The organism is Rhizobium sp. 2MFCol3.1 (genome assembly GCF_000377565.1).
Classification (GTDB): domain Bacteria; phylum Pseudomonadota; class Alphaproteobacteria; order Rhizobiales; family Rhizobiaceae; genus Rhizobium.
Window position 1 is genome coordinate 104,790 of sequence record NZ_KB898367.1, and the last position, 16,758, is coordinate 121,547.

Below are 16,758 nucleotides of genomic sequence, written 5' to 3' on the forward strand. Positions count from 1 at the left end.
TTGATCGGGAATTAGTTCGCCTGAACCTTTGCGCGGGCCTGCTCTTCGGCAACGCGCTGGGCAAACATCTGCGAGAAATCGATCGGGTCGATCATCAGCGGCGGGAAGCCACCGTTGCGAGTCACGTCAGCGATGATCTGGCGCGCGAACGGGAAGAGCATGCGCGGGCACTCGATGAAGAGAACCGGCAGCATGTGTTCCTGCGGGAAGCCGGCGATCCGGAAAACGCCGCCGTAGACCAGCTCTGTGTGGAATACCGTCTTGTCGCCTTCCTTGGCTTCGGCGTTCAACGAGAGAACGACGTCGAAGTCCGTGTCGGAAAGCGGATTGGCGTTGACGTTGACATTGATGTTGATGGCAGGTGCCTTGTCGCGGGCCTGCAGCGAACGCGGTGCACCAGGATTTTCGAAGGAAAGGTCCTTGGTGTACTGTGCTAGAATGGTAAGGCTCGGGCTCGTTGCGCCGTTATTGCTGTTTTCGCTGTCCATTGGCTTTTCCTCGAGGGCATTGGATTTCGCCGCATCTATCATTTCGACGATGTCGTTACAACCCTAGGCCAGCCAGCGCTAATCTAGCAAGGGCCTCATTCGCCTAGGCTTTTGCCGGACCATGGCGACTTGCCGCTCGGGTCGCGCTGATAATCGTCCGCATCCAGATCGACGACCGTTGCGTTGTTATCCCGATAAGGCGAGTGCGCCGACGTGCGGGACGGTCCGGATGCACCCACCACCACGAAACGGCGGCTCACATAATTCCACGCAAGATCACGAACGGCGGGGATGAAGATGAGCAGCGCGACGATATCGCTGATGAAGCCTGGAATGATCAGAAGCAGCGCGGCGATGACGAACATTGCCGGCCGCAGCAGCTCGCGGCCCGGCACGGCGCCAGAACGTCCTTCCATCGACATGCGCTGCAGAATGCCGATACCCTGCCGGCGCAACAGCATCATGCCGGCCACGAAACTCAGCATGACAAGTCCGAGCGTCGCCCAAAGACCGATCGCCTTGCCGACAATCACGAAGCCCGCGATCTCGGCCAAAGGCATGAGCAGCAGAAAACCAGGCAGCATTGTAAGGCGCATTATTTCTCTCCGGCTCTCACCGGTCTCCATTGAAATCGGCCCAACGTACCGGACCCATTTGAATCATCTGTATATGCAGACTATATGGGTATACAAATTCTAGATGTTAACAGATTGCGGCGGGATATGGGTTCAAACGACTTCATCACTTTGTTTTTTCTCGTGGCGGCGGTGCTGATATTTTTGCAGCTGCGCAATGTCCTTGGTCGGCGCACGGGAAATGAGAAGCCGCCACGCGATCTCTATACGCCGCGCGATGCCGCCGGTCCCGAGACGCCGGATGCCGGAAAGGTCGTAACCCTGCCGCGCCGCGATGCGGCAGGCGAGGAAGAAGACCGCTTCGCGGCAATCGACGCCTTCGCGCCGGCGGGCACGCCGCTCAATGAATCGCTGCGGGAGATGAACAAGGCCGATCCTTCCTTCAACCCGAAGGAATTCGTGAACGGCGCCCGCATGGCCTATGAAATGATCGTGATGGCCTTTGCCGATGGCGATCGCAAGACGCTCAAGAATCTGCTGTCAAAGGAAGTCTACGAAGGCTTCGATGCGGCGATCGCCGATCGCGAAAGCAAGGGCGAGAAGGTCAAGTCCACCTTCGTCGGCATCGACAAGGCTGAAATCAAAAATGTCGAGGTCAATGGCAGCGAAGCGCAGATCACCTTGCGCATCATCAGCCAGATGATTTCCGCCACCTACGACAAGGCCGATGTCCTCGTTGACGGTGACGCGGAAACCGTTGCCGAAATCAACGACCTCTGGACATTCGCACGCGACACCCGCTCGCGCGATCCGAACTGGAAACTCGTGGCCACCGAATCGGAACATGAGTGATGATGAACGAGGCTTTGCCCTCGAGGCGATAGGCTTTGACGATTTGGAAGGCTGGCGGGATGATGATCCCTCCAGCCTTTTCGAGGCTATGGAAGCCTGTCGCCAGCATATCGAGCAGACCAAGCCCTACCGCACAGGATCGTTGGGCCTAACCAGCTCAGATCTCCTGGAACTGTTGCAGGTCGCGCGCGATGCGCTGCCGATGTCGGCAAGCGAGGCGAGAGCCTTCTTTGAAGCGCACTGTCGACCTTTCCGGATCAAGCGAACCGACGGCCAACCCGGTTTCGTCACTGCCTTCTATGAGCCCGAGATAGCGGTCTCAGATATTCCCGACGGCGAATACCGCTTCCCATTCTACCGCCGCCCCGACGACCTGATCGACCTCGACGATCACAACCGTCCCGCCGCAATGGATCCTAGCTACATGTTCGCTCGCCTGCGCGCGGGAACGATCGAGCCTTATCTCGACCGCGCCGCCATCGACAGAGGGGCGCTGGAAGGGCAGGGGCTGGAGATTTGCTGGGCAAAATCCAAGGTCGACGTCTTCTTCGTGCATGTCCAGGGCGCCGCACGCCTGCGTTACCCCGATGGGCGCACGGGGCGTATCACCTATGCGGCCAAGGCCGGCCATCCGTTTTCGGCGATCGGCAAACTGCTGATCGATCTCGGCGAGATCGACCGGGTAAGCATATCCATGCAATCGATCCGGCATTGGCTGGCGACTAACCCCGACCGTGTCGATGACATTCTCGCGCACAACCGGTCCTACATTTTCTTCCGCGAGGTCGAGATCGACAACGAGGCCGCCGGCCCGATCGCGGCCGCCAAGGTGCCGCTCATCGCAGGACGATCGCTTGCCGTCGATCGCCTGATCCACACCTTCGGCTTTCCGTTCTACATCCAGTCGCAAGGCCTGCTGCACCTGCAGAATGGAAAGCCCTTCCAGCGCCTGATGCTGGCGCTTGATACCGGCTCGGCGATCGTTGGCCCGGCGCGGGGTGATATCTTCACCGGCTCCGGCGACGCGGCCGGCGAGCTTGCAGGCACCGTGCGTCACGATGCCGATTTCGCGATCCTGATCCCGAACAAAGCCGCCGCGAGGTTTGCGTGATGGCCAAGGATCGCAAGCTCAGCTCCGATGAACGCATCCTTTGGGGCAAGGTAGCGCGCAGCACGCGCCCCATGCCCGGCAACGCCGGCGCAATGAACGAGCTCGATGCCTTCCTAGTGGAGGCCGAAAAGGAAGCGGACGCCGCCAACATAAAAACCGCTGCCGCACCAAAATCGGTCGCCGGCGCCGGCGGGCAGCCGGAACCTGCATCTGCGCCGAAGCCCGCTGGTGGCATTCATCATCCACTGGAGCGCCCGGTCAAGCGCAAGATTGCAAAGGGCCGCCTCGCGCTCGAGGCCCGCATCGATCTCCATGGCCTAGTTCAAAGCGAAGCGCACATCATGCTGCTCGAGTTCCTGATGCGGGCCCACGATCGCGGCATGCGCCATGTTCTGGTGATCACCGGCAAGGGCAGCTCGCTCGGCAGCGATGGCGCGTTGAAGCGTGCCGTGCCGATGTGGTTCTCCAAGCCCGAATTTCGCTATCTCATCTCGTCCTACGAGGCGGCGGCGCAGCATCATGGCGGCGAGGGCGCGCTTTACATCCGCCTCTCTCGTCGTGTGGGCGATCGGCTATGACGCCGTTCGGGGAAGCGATCCGCAAGCTGAGAGAGCGCAAGGGCGTGTCGCAGAAGCAGATGGCAGAGGCGTTGAACGTCTCTCCCGCCTATCTCTCGGCGCTTGAGCATGGAAAGCGCGGCGTCCCGACGTTCGATCTTCTGCAGCGCATCGCCGGCTACTTCAACATCATCTGGGATGAGGCCGACGATCTGTTCCTGATCGCGCGCTTTTCCGATCCGCGAATTGTCATCGATACCTCGGGTTTGGCGGCCGAATACACCACCTTCGCCAACCGTTTGGCAGGGTCTATTCGCCATCTGGATGAGGCGACCCTGGCAAAACTGTCGGAGGTTCTCGAAAATGCTGAAAACGCCGACGGAAAACGGTCATAATCCCCTGTTTTATGCGCTCTTGGCGACCGCTGGCATTGGGAACTTCATGCAAAAACCCTATATTCAACGTGATTAAGGCCGGTGATTCGCCCGCGTGTCACCACGGCATCGACAACAGGGAATTCTCGACAATATGACCGATACACCCGCGACGGAAAACGGCGTTAGCACCGAGTATGGCGCAGACTCGATCAAGGTCCTGAAAGGTCTTGACGCCGTGCGCAAGCGCCCCGGCATGTATATCGGTGATACCGATGACGGCTCCGGCCTGCATCACATGGTCTACGAAGTCGTCGACAACGCCATTGACGAAGCCCTGGCCGGTCATGCCGACATCGTCACCGTCACGCTCAATGCCGATGGTTCCGTCACCGTCACCGACAACGGTCGCGGCATTCCGACGGACATTCACAGCGGCGAAGGCATTTCGGCTGCCGAAGTCATCATGACCCAGCTGCATGCCGGCGGTAAGTTCGACCAGAATTCCTACAAGGTGTCCGGCGGTCTACACGGCGTCGGCGTTTCCGTCGTCAACGCGCTATCCGTCTGGCTGAAGCTGAAGATCCGTCGCCAGGGCAAGATCCACGAGATGAGCTTCACGCACGGCGTATCGGATGCCCCACTCAAGGAAACAGGCGATTCCGGCGGCCTCACCGGCACCGAAGTCAGTTTCATGCCGAGCTCCGAAACCTTCACGATGATCGAGTTCGATTTCAACACGCTCGAACACCGCCTGCGCGAACTTGCCTTCCTCAATTCCGGCGTCCGCATCCTCCTGACCGACAAGCGCCATTCCGACGTGCGCCAGGAAGAGCTGCTTTATGATGGCGGCCTCGAAGCCTTCGTCTCCTACCTCGATCGCGCCAAGAAGCCGCTGGTCGAGCGCCCGGTCGCCATTCGCGGTGACAAGGATGGGATCACCGTCGAAGTCGCGATGTGGTGGAACGACAGCTACCACGAGAACGTGCTCTGCTTCACAAACAACATCCCGCAACGCGACGGCGGCACCCATATGGCCGGCTTCCGCGCCGCGCTGACCCGCCAGATCACCTCCTATGCAGATACCTCTGGCATCACCAAGAAGGAGAAGGTTTCTCTGACGGGTGATGACTGCCGCGAAGGCCTGACGGCTGTTCTGTCGGTCAAGGTGCCGGACCCCAAGTTCTCGTCGCAGACCAAGGACAAGCTCGTTTCATCAGAAGTTCGTCCGGTCGTTGAAAATCTAGTCAGCGAAGCGCTGAGCACGTGGCTGGAAGAACATCCGGCTGACGCCAAGATCCTCGTCGGCAAGGTGGTTGAAGCCGCCGCCGCGCGCGAAGCCGCCCGCAAGGCGCGTGAACTGACGCGCCGCAAGGGTGCGCTCGATATCGCCTCGCTTCCCGGCAAGCTCGCCGATTGCTCCGAGCGCGATCCGTCCAAGTCTGAAGTCTTTCTCGTCGAGGGTGACTCCGCAGGCGGTTCGGCCAAGCAGGGTCGCTCGCGTGAAAACCAGGCCATCCTGCCGCTGCGCGGTAAGATCCTGAACGTCGAGCGCGCACGCTTCGACAAGATGCTGTCGAGCCAGGAAATCGGCACGCTGATCACCGCGCTCGGCGCCGGTATCGGCAAGGACGAATTCAACGCCGACAAGCTGCGCTACCACAAGATCATCATCATGACGGACGCTGACGTTGACGGCGCCCACATCAGAACGCTGCTCTTGACCTTCTTCTTCCGCCAGATGCCGGAACTGATTGAGCGCGGCCACATCTACATCGCCCAGCCGCCGCTCTATAAGGTGTCGCGCGGCAAGTCGATCCAGTATCTGAAGGACGAAAAGGCGCTTGAGGAATACCTCATCGCCCAGGGCCTCGACGACGCCGCGCTGACGCTCGGCAGCGGTGAAGTCCGCGTCGGGCAGGATCTGCGCGAAGTCATCGTCGATGCGCTGCGCCTGCGCGCGCTGCTCGACAATCTGCATTCGCGCTACAATCGCGCAGTCGTCGAGCAGGCGGCCATTGCCGGCGCACTCAACGCTGAAGCGATCAGTGATGGCGCCCGCGCCCAGGAACTGGTGGCCGAAGTGGCACGTCGCCTCGACGTTATCGCCGAGGAAACCGAGCGTGGCTGGGAAGGCGGCCTGACGAGTGAAGGTGGCCTGCGTCTCGAGCGCATGGTTCGCGGCGTCAAGGAAGTCGTGGTTCTCGACATGGCGCTCATCGGTTCGCAGGATGCCCGCCTGATCGACCAGATGTCGTCTCGCCTGAAGGAAATCTACCAGACGCCGCCGAAGCTGACGCGACGCGACGGTAACCTGGAACTGTCAGGTGCGCGCGAACTCCTGGAAGCCGTTTTCGCAAGCGGCCGCAAGGGTTTGACCATGCAGCGCTACAAGGGCCTTGGCGAAATGAACGCCGAGCAGCTCTGGGAAACCACGCTTGATCCGAACGTCCGCTCGCTGCTGCAGGTGCGCGTCAGCGATGCCACGGACGCCGATGGTCTCTTCGCCCGCCTCATGGGCGACGAGGTCGAGCCGCGCCGCGAATTCATCCAGGAAAACGCGCTGAACGTCGCCAACCTCGACATCTAATTACTGGCATTTATCGACAAACGGCCCTGCGGCTCGCCAGCCGCGGGGCCGTTTTTTGTTGCACCGTTATCCGGCTACGAATTTACCTTTGAAGGCGACCTCGGCGAGCGGCTTGCGCTGGCTGGGGAACTCGCGTTCCTGGTTGCGCTCCGACAGCACGCTCTTGTCGGCAAGGCGCCCAAAGGCGATGCCCGCCTCAACGCGGTAGCCTTCCGGGATGGCGAATGTATCGCGGATCTCGTCATGCTTGATGCCGCCCATCCCATGGGCATAGAAGCCCGACAGCTTGGCCTGCAGCGCCAGATAGCCCCAGGCGGTGCCGGCATCGAAGGAGTGCGTATAGCTCTTGCGCCCCTCGGAAAAGTCGCCGCTGAAACCCTTGGACACGACGAAAATCAGCGCGGACGCATTCTTCGCCCATTCCTGATTGGACTCGACCAGCAGCGATACGAATTTGTCCCAATCGTCGGAGCCCTTCAGCGTGTAGATGAAACGCCACGGCTGCTGGTTGGCGGAGGAGGGCGCCCAATGCGCGGCGTCCAGCACGGTCATGAGATCGGCTTCATCGATGATCTCGCCGGTGAAGGCGCGGGGCGACCAGCGGTCGAGAAAGATCGGCTCGATCGGATATTGGGATTCGCGGCTGTTGCTCTTTGTCATGATCTTTCCGATGGTTGGTGGCGCGGTGCCGGGGTCTCCTCGGCAAACGCAGTCTTGTCACTCTTATGCGTCCGTCAAGATATGTGGGCACCCCGTGCCGTAATGACAGTGGCCCCTGGCCCGGATTTTTGCCGGAATTTTAAACGAGCGTACCGCTCGCACGAAAAGCCGTAATGACACCGGTGAATAATTCGTTCATAGGTGATGGAAACATGGCTCACGCTGAGGAGGATATTCGATGAAGCTCATGCGCGTTGGAGAGATCGGCCAGGAAAAGCCGGCAATGCTGGATGCGGACGGCAAGATCAGGGATCTGTCCGGTCATGTGTCCGATATCGCGGGCGCGGCGATCTCGCCTGAGGGCTTGGCCAAGCTGGCGGCGCTCGATCCGAAAACCCTTCCCGAGCTTCAGCCCGGCCGCATCGGCGCCTGCGTTGCTGGCACCGGCAAGTTCATTTGCATCGGCCTGAACTTCTCCGACCACGCCGCCGAAACCGGCGCCGCAGTGCCGCCCGAACCCGTCATCTTCATGAAGGCCACCTCGGCCATCGTCGGCCCGAACGACAATGTTCTCATCCCGCGCGGCTCCGAAAAGACCGATTGGGAAGTCGAGCTTGGCGTCGTCATCGGCAAGACCGCGAAATATGTCAGCGAGGCGGACGCTCTCGATTACGTAGCGGGCTACTGCGTCTCGCACGACGTCTCCGAACGCGCATTTCAGACGGAGCGCGCCGGACAGTGGACGAAGGGTAAGTCCTGCGACACCTTCGGCCCGATCGGCCCGTGGCTGGTAACCAAGGACGAGATCGCCGATCCGCAGAACCTTGGCATGTGGCTGAAGGTCAATGGCGAAACCATGCAGAACGGCTCGTCGAAGACCATGGTCTATGGCGTCGCATTCGTCGTTTCCTATCTCAGCCAGTTCATGTCGCTGCATCCCGGCGATGTCATCTCGACCGGCACCCCTCCTGGTGTCGGAATGGGCATGAAGCCGCAGCGTTTCCTGCGCGCCGGCGACGTTGTCGAGCTCGGTATCGAGGGTCTCGGCACGCAGAAGCAGACGTTTCAGGCCGATCTCTAGGCGTTTGACGAGTGTTAAGCATTTGAGCGCAGCATCATGCCGGGGAGAGAATCCCCGGCATTTCTTTATTGCGGTGCGGATCGCTCATGTTGCTGTGCAACAAAAACCTGTTACTGTGCGTTGAGATGCCAGCACATCGTTGGAAAGAGTCCGATGCCTTTCAGCAGGCGTCATCTTCCAGATGAAAGAAAGGTGATGCATCTCATGTTTTACCAGCTTTATGAAATGAATCATGCCGCGATGGCGCCATACCGCGCCGTGGCCGATATCATGCGGCTTGCCTATGCTAACCCGCTCAATCCGCTGTCCCAGACCCCCTGGGGTCGGACGATGGCCGCAGCGCTCGAGATGTTCGAGCGCACGACGCGCCGCTACGGCAAGCCGTGCTTCGATCTGCCGGAGACCGTCGTCGGCGACAAGAAGGTCGCGGTTCGAGAAGAGGTCGTCTGGGCACGACCCTTCTGCAATCTGCTGCATTTCTCGCGCAATCTGCCGGCCGCTCACGCTCCTGACCCGCGCATCCTGATCGTCGCCCCGATGTCCGGGCACTATGCGACGCTTCTGCGCGGCACGGTCGAGGCGCTGCTGCCGAGCGCGGATGTCTACATCACCGATTGGATCGACGCCCGGATGGTGCCGATGACCGACGGGACCTTCGATTTCAACGATTATGTCGATTACGTCATCGAGATGCTGCACTTCCTCGGGCCGGACACGCATGTGATCGCGGTCTGTCAGCCCTCAGTGCCGGTGCTCGCTGCCGCAGCTGTCATGGAAGAGGCCAATGATCCGCTGGCGCCGGCGTCGATGACGCTGATGGGCGGCCCGATCGACACCCGCATCAATCCGACCGCCGTCAACCAGCTGGCCAAGGACAAGCCGCTGGAATGGTTCGCCGAAAACGTGATCATGAACGTCCCCTGGCCGCAGCCAGGCTTCATGCGGCCGGTCTATCCGGGTTTCCTGCAGCTCTCCGGCTTCATGTCGATGAACCTCGATCGGCACCTGGTCGCCCACAAGGAGTTCTTCATGCATCTTGTGAAGAATGACGGCGAGCCGGCCGAAAAGCATCGCGACTTCTACGACGAATATCTCGCCGTCATGGATTTGACCGCCGAGTTCTATCTGCAGACCGTCGATCAGGTCTTCATCAGGCACGCGCTTCCGAAGGGCGAGCTTGAGCATCGCGGCAAGCTGGTCGACCCCACGGCGATCCGCAACGTGGCGCTTCTGACTGTCGAGGGCGAGAACGACGACATCTCCGGCGTCGGCCAGACCAAGGCCGCGCAGACCATCTGCACAAACATCCCCGACCACATGCGCATGCACTACCTGCAGCCGGATGTCGGTCACTACGGCGTCTTCAACGGCTCGCGTTTCCGCCGTGAGATAGCGCCGCGCATCATCAACTTCGTCCGCGAGCATGGTCGCGCCGGAAAGCGGGCGGTCAAGCGCGTGATCAAGGGCGGCAAATCAACCTGATTTAGCATCATCTGAATTAGTGTTGTGCTTTCAAGGCCTTGTTCGATTTGAGCGGAAATCGTCTTGAAGCGGTGTCAAACGGTAACCACATCGATTTCCAGCGTTCGGCATTTCGCCGGGCGCGAAAATGCGAGGATACCGCACGATGAACCAGTCAGCATTGCTTCGCCCGGATTGGACTCCGGCTACCATTGCCCTGATGATCCTCGGCTTCGTGGTTTTCTGGCCTCTGGGTCTCGCCATGCTCGCCTACATCATCTTTGGGGAGCGTCTGCGCGGCTTCAAGCGCGACGCCAATAGTGCCGCCGATGGATTCTTCGCCGGCTGCCGACGCTCGCATGGCCGCTATCGCCCGCACTTCAGCACGGGCAATGTCGCCTTCGACGATTGGCGCAAGGCCGAGCTCGACAGACTCGAGGAAGAACGCCGCAAGCTCGATGAAATGCGCGAGGACTTCGAAACCTATGTGCGCGAGCTCCGCCGCGCCAAGGATCAGGACGAGTTCGACCGCTACATGCGCGATCGCAAGAACACCAGACGCGATGATAACGGCCCGGTTGCCGAATATCAGGCGCCGTAACCGCGATCGGCATCAAAACATCAGCCGGCACCATCAGGTGCCGGTTTTTCTTTGACCGGAATTGCGACGAATCATATAGAAAACGCCGATGTTCCCGCTCTTGTCCAAGCCACGACGCAGTGTCCGCAAACCGGCTCCGCCGGAGACGCGCACGCTCGACATTGCCGGACGGCTGATGCCGCTGACGATCAAGCAGCACGAGCGCGCAACCCGTATAACGCTGCGCATCGAGCCCGGTGGCCGTGCCCTGAAGATGACGATCCCGAGCGGCTTGGCGCGACGCGACGTTGACGCCTTCCTCGACCGGCACCAGGGCTGGCTCATGACCAAGCTCGCGAAATTCTCGACCGACACCGGCCTGCACGATGGCGGCACGATCCTGTTTCGCGGCGTGTCCCACCGCATTCAGTATACTGGCAGCCTGCGCGGACTGACCGAGGCGACCGTCATTGATGGCAAGCCGGTGCTGCGGGTGAGCGGCATGCCGGAGCATCTCGGCCGCCGCATCGCGACGTTTCTCAAGAAGGAAGCGCGGGCCGATCTGGAGCGCCTGGCAAAGTTCCATGCGCATTCGATCCGCGCGCCGATCAAGTCGATCTCGATGAAGGATACGCGCAGCCGCTGGGGCTCTTGTTCGGCCGAGGGAAACCTAAGCTTCTCTTGGCGCATCATCATGGCGCCGCCCGCTGTTGTCGATTATCTCGCCGCCCACGAAGTTGCCCATCTCAAGGAGATGAACCACGGTCCCCACTTCTGGGCGCTGTGCAAGAAGCTCTGCCCTGGGATGGAAGATGCGAAATCCTGGCTGAAGCGACACGGTAGCCTGTTGCACGCGATCGACTTCGACTGACAAGCCCCCGCCTATAAACCACCGTCCAAAATATCGCAGCACTCGGAATTGGCTCGACTCACGGCCTTTTTCGTGTCACTTCGCTGCCATGAAACCGGATATCAAAATCTGCGGCCTGAAAACGGCCGAAGCGATCGATCGCGCGGTGACGCGCGGCGCGACCCATATCGGCTTCATCTTCTTCGAAAAGAGCCCGCGCTATATCGAGCCCGACGATGCCGCCAAGCTGGCTGACAGGGTGCGTGGCCGCGCCAAGATCGTTGCCGTGGTCGTCAATCCGACCAATGATGATCTCGACGAGATTGTCGCCACGTTGAGGCCGGATATCCTTCAGCTTCACGGCGACGAAAGCCCAGAGCGCGTTTTGACCATAAAGGCCGTGTACGCTTTGCCTGTTATGAAGGCGTTTTCGATCCGCACCGCCGATGATCTGAAGCGCGTCGAGGCCTATATTGGTATCGCTGATCGTTTCCTCTTCGACGCGAAGCCGCCGAAGGGGTCCGAATTGCCCGGCGGCAATGGCGTGTCCTTTGACTGGACGCTGCTCAGCTGGCTTGACGGCACCGTGGATTACATGCTTTCCGGTGGCCTGAACAAGGACAACATCGCCGAAGCCCTTGCCATCACCAAGGCGCCAGGGCTCGATGCGTCCTCGGGCCTGGAAAGCGCGCCCGGCGTGAAAAGCGTCGCACTGATTGATGAGTTTTTCGATGCGGTCGAGCAGGCTTGCCGGCCTGAAATGGCCTCAGGGAGTTGATAGTGAACGAGACCCCAAAACCCAATTCATTCCGCTCCGGTCCCGATGAGGATGGCCGTTTCGGCATTTACGGCGGCCGCTTTGTCGCCGAAACGCTGATGCCGCTGATCCTGGAACTGCAGGACGAGTGGGACAAGGCCAAGACCGATCCGGAATTCCAGGCGGAGTTGAAGCATCTCGGCGCCCATTATATCGGCCGCCCGAGCCCGCTCTATTTTGCCGAGCGCCTGACCGCCGAACTCGGCGGCGCCAAGATCTATTTCAAGCGTGAAGAGCTGAACCACACTGGCTCGCACAAGATCAACAACTGCATCGGCCAGATCCTGCTTGCCAAGCGCATGGGCAAGACCCGCATCATCGCCGAAACCGGTGCCGGCCAGCACGGCGTTGCCTCGGCAACCGTCGCTGCCCGTTTCGGTCTCCCCTGCGTCGTCTACATGGGCGCGACCGATGTCGAGCGCCAGGCGCCGAACGTGTTCCGCATGAAGCTCCTGGGCGCCGAAGTGAAGCCGGTTACCGCCGGCCACGGTACGCTCAAGGACGCCATGAACGAGGCGCTGCGTGACTGGGTCACCAATGTCGACGACACCTATTATCTGATCGGCACGGCCGCCGGCCCGCATCCCTATCCTGAGATGGTCCGCGATTTCCAGGCCGTCATCGGCGCGGAAGCCAAGGAACAGATGCTCGAAGCCGAAGGCCGCCTGCCGGATCTCGTGGTTGCGGCCGTCGGTGGCGGCTCGAACGCGATCGGTATCTTCCATTCCTTCCTGGACGACGCCAGCGTCAAGATCGTCGGCGTCGAAGCCGGCGGCAAGGGCCTGCAGGGCGACGAGCATTGCGCCTCGATCACCGCTGGCTCGCCCGGCGTTCTCCATGGCAACCGCACCTACCTGCTGCAGGATGGCGACGGCCAGATCAAGGAAGGTCACTCGATTTCGGCCGGCCTCGACTATCCCGGCATCGGCCCCGAGCACTCCTATCTGAACGATATCGGCCGCGTCGAATACGTGCCGATCATGGACCACGAAGCGCTAGAAGCCTTCCAGACGCTGACGCGCCTCGAGGGCATCATCCCGGCGCTCGAGCCCTCGCACGCGCTGGCCGAAGTCATCAAGCGCGCGCCGAAGATGGGCAAGGACGAGATCATCCTGATGAACCTGTCCGGTCGCGGCGACAAGGACATCTTCACCGTCGGCAAGATTCTGGGAATGGGTGCATAAGTCATGACCGCACGTATGGACAAACGCTTTGCCGCTCTGAAGGCAGAAGGCCGCCCGGCGCTAGTCACCTATTTCATGGGCGGTGATCCCGATTACGACACCTCGCTCGGCATCATGAAGGCGCTGCCGGAAGCGGGCTCCGATATCATCGAGCTCGGCATGCCCTTTTCCGATCCGATGGCCGATGGCCCGGCGATCCAGATGGCCGGCCAGCGCGCGCTGAAGGCCGGTCAGACGCTGAAGAAGACGCTGCAGCTCGCCACCGACTTCCGCAAGACCGACAACGACACGCCGATCGTTCTGATGGGTTACTACAACCCGATCTACGTGCACGGCGTCGAACAGTTTCTCGACGACGCCCTGGAAGCGGGCATCGATGGCCTGATCGTCGTCGACCTGCCGCCGGAAATGGACGACGAGCTCTGCATCCCGGCACTGCGCAAGGGTATCAACTTCATTCGGCTCGCCACCCCGACCACCGATGAAAAGCGCTTGCCGGTCGTTCTGAAGAACACCTCCGGCTTCGTCTATTATGTCTCGATGAACGGCATCACCGGCTCGGCGCTGCCGGATCCGACGCTGGTCGCCGGCGCCGTCAAGCGTATCAAGAACCACACCGATCTGCCTGTCTGCGTCGGCTTCGGCGTCAAGACGGCCGACCATGCGAAGGTCATTGGCGCGTCCGCCGATGGCGTCGTCGTCGGCACGGCAATCGTCAATCAGGTAGCCCTCAGCCTGACCAAGGACGGCAAGGCGACAGCCGATACCGTACAGGCTGTCGCAACGCTCGTTCGCGGGCTGTCATCGGGAACACGTTCGGCGCGCCTTGTTGCTGCCGAATAGTTTTCCCACATTGGCAAGAGTTAATCAGGAGTTTTCGACTTGAACTGGATCACCAACTACGTTCGCCCCCGCATCAATTCCATGCTGGGCCGCCGCGAAGTGCCGGAGAACCTCTGGATCAAGTGCCCGGAAACGGGCGAAATGGTCTTCCATAAGGATCTCGAAGACAACAAGTGGGTCATCCCGGCTTCCGGCTATCACATGAAGATGCCGGCCAAGGCTCGTCTCACCGATCTCTTCGACGACGGCGCCTATGAAGCGCTGGTCCAGCCGAAGGTCGCACAGGATCCGCTGAAGTTCCGCGATTCCAAGAAGTATACGGACCGCCTGCGCGATAGCCGCATCAAGACCGACCAGGAAGACACGATCGTTGCCGGCGTCGGCAAGGTTCGCGGCCTCAAGCTCGTCGCCGTCGTGCACGAGTTCAACTTCATGGGTGGCTCGCTCGGCATTGCTGCCGGTGAAGCGATCGTCAAGGCCTTCGAACGCGCCATCGCGGAGAAGTGCCCGCTCGTCATGTTCCCGGCATCGGGCGGCGCCCGCATGCAGGAAGGCATCCTGTCGCTGATGCAGCTGCCGCGCACCACCGTTGCCGTCGACATGCTGAAGGAAGCCGGCCAGCCCTACATCGTCGTGCTGACAAACCCGACGACCGGCGGCGTCACCGCCTCCTACGCCATGCTCGGCGATATCCACATGGCCGAGCCCGGCGCCGAAATCTGCTTTGCAGGCAAGCGCGTCATCGAGCAGACCATTCGCGAAAAGCTGCCGGAAGGCTTCCAGACGTCGGAATACCTGCTCGAGCACGGCATGGTTGACATGGTCGTCAAGCGTCATGACATTCCCGATACGCTCGCGCGTGTCCTGAAGATCCTGACGAAGAAGCCGGCTGCCGTTGCAAACGAAAACAATGGCACGCTTGCGATCGCCGCAAGCGCCTGACCGCAAACATCACAGGCGGGTTGAGCGATGATACCCAGAGGTCAGACCGCGGTGAGCGAAGCAGCACAGGAAATTGACAAGCTCATGGGGTTGCACCCCAAGGGTTTCGATCTGTCACTGGATCGCATTACCCGCCTGCTTGCCGTTCTCGGCGATCCGCAAAAGAAGTTGCCGCCGGTCATTCATGTGGCCGGCACCAACGGCAAGGGCTCCGTCACCGCCTTTTGCCGCGCGCTTCTGGAAGCGGGCGGCTATAGCGCCCACGTCCACACCTCGCCGCACCTCGTCAACTGGCATGAGCGCTATCGCATCGGCGTCGAGGGCGGTCGCGGAGAGCTCGTCGATGACGCGGTCTTTGCCGATGCGTTGCGCCGTGTCGCTGCCGCCAATGCGGGCCAGAAGATCACCGTCTTTGAAATTCTGACGGCGGTCACCTTCATCCTGTTCTCTGAGCATCCGGCCGACGCGGCCATCATCGAAGTCGGCCTTGGCGGCCGTTTCGATGCCACCAACGTGATTTCCGATCCGGCCGTATCGGTCATCATGCCGATCTCGCTTGATCACCAGCCCTATCTTGGCGATAGCGTCGAACTGATTGCCGCCGAAAAGGCCGGCATCATGAAGCGCAAGCGGCCTGTCGTCATCGGCAAGCAGGAATATGATGCGGCGCTCGACGTGCTGATCTCCACAGCCGAGCGTCTCGGTTGCCCGACCGCCGCCTTCGGCCAAGATTTCATGGCGCATGAGGAATACGGCCGGCTTGTCTATCAGGACGAATTCGGCCTCGCCGACCTGCCGCTGCCCCGGCTCCCCGGCCGCCACCAATATGCCAACGCTGCCGCAGCCATCCGCGCCGTCAAGGCCGCGGGCTTCACCGTCACCGAAGCGATGATGGAAAAGGCGATGGCCACGGTCGAATGGCCCGGCCGCCTGCAGAAGCTCAGCGACGGCAATCTGATGGCGAGCGCCCCCTTGGGTGCCGAGATCTGGGTCGATGGCGGCCATAATCCCGGTGCCGGCGAAGTCATCGCCGAAGCCATGGCCAATTTCGAGGAAAAACAGCCGCGTCCGCTGTTTCTGATCATCGGCATGATCAATACCAAGGACCCGATCGGCTATTTCAACGCCTTCAAGGGCCTGGCGGAGAAGGTCTATTGCGTGCCCATTCGCGGCAGCGACGCGATGATCGACCCCGTCATCCTCGCCAACGCGGCCTATGACGCCGGTCTCGTCGCCGAACCGATGTCCACGGTCGGCGAAGCGCTGGAAGCAATCCGGGACACCGCCTTCGAGCGGGAACAGGCGCCACGCATCCTGATTGGTGGATCACTGTATCTGGTCGGCGACGTGCTTGCCGACAACGGCACACCCCCCAAATGAAAAAAGCCCGGCATCGACCGGGCTTTTTTCATTCTATTGTCCTGAACGATCAGGCCGCGCTGGAAATCCAGCTCGAAAGAGCGGTCTTCGGAGCAGCGCCAACCTTGATGTCGGCCACTTCGCCGGCCTTGAACATGGCAAGCGTCGGGATCGAGCGCACGCCGAACTGGGCGGCCAGCTCAGGATTTTCGTCGATGTTGAGCTTGGCGACCTTCACCTTGCCCTGGAACTCGACGGCGAGTTCTTCGAGGCTCGGAGCGATCATCTTGCACGGGCCGCACCATTCAGCCCAGAAATCGACAACGACGGGTTCTGCGGATTCCAGAACTTCAGCCTGGAAATTATTGATATCGACTTTCACGGTAGCCATAAGGCCGCTCCTTTAAAGGATTCCTGTTGAAGCACATGTGATG

General features: G+C 60.8%; 18 protein-coding genes. 14 read left to right on the top strand and 4 right to left on the bottom strand.

The genetic code is table 11. The annotated features are described in order from the left end of the window. Window positions 1-11: 11 nt before the first annotated feature. Together secB and D460_RS0123900 are read right to left on the bottom strand one after the other, a co-directional pair. Window positions 12-488: a protein-export chaperone SecB gene (secB, locus tag D460_RS0123895; protein ID WP_018901123.1), complete on the bottom strand. Its 477-nt coding sequence runs from the start codon at window positions 486-488 to the stop codon at window positions 12-14. 95 nt (window positions 489-583) lie between these two features. Further along, entirely contained in the window at window positions 584-1,084 is a 501-nt protein-coding gene (locus D460_RS0123900; protein ID WP_018901124.1) for an FxsA family protein, read from the bottom strand. 126 nt (window positions 1,085-1,210) lie between these two features. Between D460_RS0123900 and D460_RS0123905 the strand changes: the two genes are divergently transcribed. The 5 genes from D460_RS0123905 (at window position 1,211) to gyrB (ending at window position 6,547) form a co-directional block, all read left to right on the top strand. Continuing rightward, window positions 1,211-1,915, top strand: coding sequence for a Tim44/TimA family putative adaptor protein (locus tag D460_RS0123905; RefSeq protein ID WP_018901125.1), 705 nt, complete (start codon window positions 1,211-1,213; stop codon window positions 1,913-1,915). Continuing rightward, complete coding sequence (locus tag D460_RS0123910; protein WP_018901126.1) at window positions 1,908-3,026, top strand: murein transglycosylase A; 1,119 nt, start codon at window positions 1,908-1,910, stop codon at window positions 3,024-3,026. Before D460_RS0123905 ends, D460_RS0123910 begins: the two co-directional genes overlap by 8 nt. After that, complete coding sequence (locus tag D460_RS0123915) at window positions 3,026-3,604, top strand: Smr/MutS family protein (RefSeq protein ID WP_018901127.1); 579 nt, start codon at window positions 3,026-3,028, stop codon at window positions 3,602-3,604. The genes D460_RS0123910 and D460_RS0123915 overlap by 1 nt, the downstream gene beginning before the upstream one ends. Beyond that, window positions 3,601-3,978, top strand: coding sequence for a helix-turn-helix transcriptional regulator (locus tag D460_RS0123920; RefSeq protein WP_018901128.1), 378 nt, complete (start codon window positions 3,601-3,603; stop codon window positions 3,976-3,978). The genes D460_RS0123915 and D460_RS0123920 overlap by 4 nt, the downstream gene beginning before the upstream one ends. A 133-nt stretch (window positions 3,979-4,111) precedes the next feature. Then, entirely contained in the window at window positions 4,112-6,547 is a 2,436-nt protein-coding gene (gyrB, locus tag D460_RS0123925) for a DNA topoisomerase (ATP-hydrolyzing) subunit B (RefSeq protein WP_018901129.1), read from the top strand. Between the two features lie 66 nt (window positions 6,548-6,613). On the opposite strand, the gene D460_RS0123930 is transcribed toward gyrB, so the two are convergent. Beyond that, on the bottom strand, window positions 6,614-7,207 hold the full coding sequence (locus D460_RS0123930; RefSeq protein WP_018901130.1) for a nitroreductase family protein: 594 nt from the start codon (window positions 7,205-7,207) through the stop codon (window positions 6,614-6,616). A gap of 238 nt (window positions 7,208-7,445) precedes the next feature. On the opposite strand from D460_RS0123930, the gene D460_RS0123935 reads away from it, so the two are divergent. The 9 genes from D460_RS0123935 to D460_RS0123975 all read left to right on the top strand — a co-directional run bounded on the left by D460_RS0123935 (window position 7,446) and on the right by D460_RS0123975 (window position 16,345). Next, entirely contained in the window at window positions 7,446-8,288 is an 843-nt protein-coding gene (locus D460_RS0123935; RefSeq protein WP_018901131.1) for a fumarylacetoacetate hydrolase family protein, read from the top strand. Window positions 8,289-8,492: 204 nt separating this feature from the next. Further along, the gene (locus D460_RS0123940) at window positions 8,493-9,770 is read left to right on the top strand and encodes a polyhydroxyalkanoate depolymerase (RefSeq protein ID WP_026283471.1); all 1,278 of its coding nucleotides are present in this window, start codon (window positions 8,493-8,495) and stop codon (window positions 9,768-9,770) included. Window positions 9,771-9,915: 145 nt separating this feature from the next. After that, complete coding sequence (locus tag D460_RS0123945; RefSeq protein ID WP_018901133.1) at window positions 9,916-10,350, top strand: DUF2852 domain-containing protein; 435 nt, start codon at window positions 9,916-9,918, stop codon at window positions 10,348-10,350. Window positions 10,351-10,438: 88 nt separating this feature from the next. Then, window positions 10,439-11,200 carry a M48 family metallopeptidase gene (locus D460_RS0123950; protein ID WP_018901134.1) on the top strand — a complete coding sequence of 254 codons (762 nt, stop codon included), beginning with the start codon at window positions 10,439-10,441 and terminating at the stop codon, window positions 11,198-11,200. Window positions 11,201-11,288: 88 nt separating this feature from the next. After that, window positions 11,289-11,957 carry a phosphoribosylanthranilate isomerase gene (locus D460_RS0123955; protein WP_018901135.1) on the top strand — a complete coding sequence of 223 codons (669 nt, stop codon included), beginning with the start codon at window positions 11,289-11,291 and terminating at the stop codon, window positions 11,955-11,957. A gap of 2 nt (window positions 11,958-11,959) precedes the next feature. Then, window positions 11,960-13,180, top strand: a complete 1,221-nt coding sequence (gene trpB, locus D460_RS0123960; protein WP_018901136.1) for a tryptophan synthase subunit beta — start codon at window positions 11,960-11,962, stop codon at window positions 13,178-13,180. Window positions 13,181-13,183: 3 nt separating this feature from the next. Continuing rightward, a complete protein-coding gene (trpA, locus tag D460_RS0123965) occupies window positions 13,184-14,023 on the top strand; it encodes a tryptophan synthase subunit alpha (RefSeq protein WP_026283472.1) in 840 nt (279 codons plus the stop codon). 39 nt (window positions 14,024-14,062) lie between these two features. After that, the gene (gene accD, locus D460_RS0123970) at window positions 14,063-14,965 is read left to right on the top strand and encodes an acetyl-CoA carboxylase, carboxyltransferase subunit beta (protein ID WP_018901138.1); all 903 of its coding nucleotides are present in this window, start codon (window positions 14,063-14,065) and stop codon (window positions 14,963-14,965) included. 27 nt (window positions 14,966-14,992) lie between these two features. Next, a complete protein-coding gene (locus tag D460_RS0123975) occupies window positions 14,993-16,345 on the top strand; it encodes a folylpolyglutamate synthase/dihydrofolate synthase family protein (protein WP_026283473.1) in 1,353 nt (450 codons plus the stop codon). A gap of 49 nt (window positions 16,346-16,394) precedes the next feature. Here D460_RS0123975 and trxA read toward each other — a convergent pair whose 3' ends face one another. Further along, the gene (trxA, locus tag D460_RS0123980) at window positions 16,395-16,715 is read right to left on the bottom strand and encodes a thioredoxin (RefSeq protein WP_018901140.1); all 321 of its coding nucleotides are present in this window, start codon (window positions 16,713-16,715) and stop codon (window positions 16,395-16,397) included. Window positions 16,716-16,758 lie beyond the last annotated feature (43 nt).

What these genes read in the sequence shown, in the direction of transcription:
- secB (WP_018901123.1), bottom strand. Translation starts at nt 488, where the DNA reads ATGGACAGCGAAAACAGCAATAACGGCGCAACGAGCCCGAGCCTTACC.
- D460_RS0123900 (WP_018901124.1), bottom strand. Translation starts at nt 1,084, where the DNA reads ATGCGCCTTACAATGCTGCCTGGTTTTCTGCTGCTCATGCCTTTGGCC.
- D460_RS0123905 (WP_018901125.1), top strand. Translation starts at nt 1,211, where the DNA reads ATGGGTTCAAACGACTTCATCACTTTGTTTTTTCTCGTGGCGGCGGTG.
- D460_RS0123910 (WP_018901126.1), top strand. Translation starts at nt 1,908, where the DNA reads ATGAGTGATGATGAACGAGGCTTTGCCCTCGAGGCGATAGGCTTTGAC.
- D460_RS0123915 (WP_018901127.1), top strand. Translation starts at nt 3,026, where the DNA reads ATGGCCAAGGATCGCAAGCTCAGCTCCGATGAACGCATCCTTTGGGGC.
- D460_RS0123920 (WP_018901128.1), top strand. Translation starts at nt 3,601, where the DNA reads ATGACGCCGTTCGGGGAAGCGATCCGCAAGCTGAGAGAGCGCAAGGGC.
- gyrB (WP_018901129.1), top strand. Translation starts at nt 4,112, where the DNA reads ATGACCGATACACCCGCGACGGAAAACGGCGTTAGCACCGAGTATGGC.
- D460_RS0123930 (WP_018901130.1), bottom strand. Translation starts at nt 7,207, where the DNA reads ATGACAAAGAGCAACAGCCGCGAATCCCAATATCCGATCGAGCCGATC.
- D460_RS0123935 (WP_018901131.1), top strand. Translation starts at nt 7,446, where the DNA reads ATGAAGCTCATGCGCGTTGGAGAGATCGGCCAGGAAAAGCCGGCAATG.
- D460_RS0123940 (WP_026283471.1), top strand. Translation starts at nt 8,493, where the DNA reads ATGTTTTACCAGCTTTATGAAATGAATCATGCCGCGATGGCGCCATAC.
- D460_RS0123945 (WP_018901133.1), top strand. Translation starts at nt 9,916, where the DNA reads ATGAACCAGTCAGCATTGCTTCGCCCGGATTGGACTCCGGCTACCATT.
- D460_RS0123950 (WP_018901134.1), top strand. Translation starts at nt 10,439, where the DNA reads ATGTTCCCGCTCTTGTCCAAGCCACGACGCAGTGTCCGCAAACCGGCT.
- D460_RS0123955 (WP_018901135.1), top strand. Translation starts at nt 11,289, where the DNA reads ATGAAACCGGATATCAAAATCTGCGGCCTGAAAACGGCCGAAGCGATC.
- trpA (WP_026283472.1), top strand. Translation starts at nt 13,184, where the DNA reads ATGACCGCACGTATGGACAAACGCTTTGCCGCTCTGAAGGCAGAAGGC.
- D460_RS0123975 (WP_026283473.1), top strand. Translation starts at nt 14,993, where the DNA reads ATGATACCCAGAGGTCAGACCGCGGTGAGCGAAGCAGCACAGGAAATT.
- trxA (WP_018901140.1), bottom strand. Translation starts at nt 16,715, where the DNA reads ATGGCTACCGTGAAAGTCGATATCAATAATTTCCAGGCTGAAGTTCTG.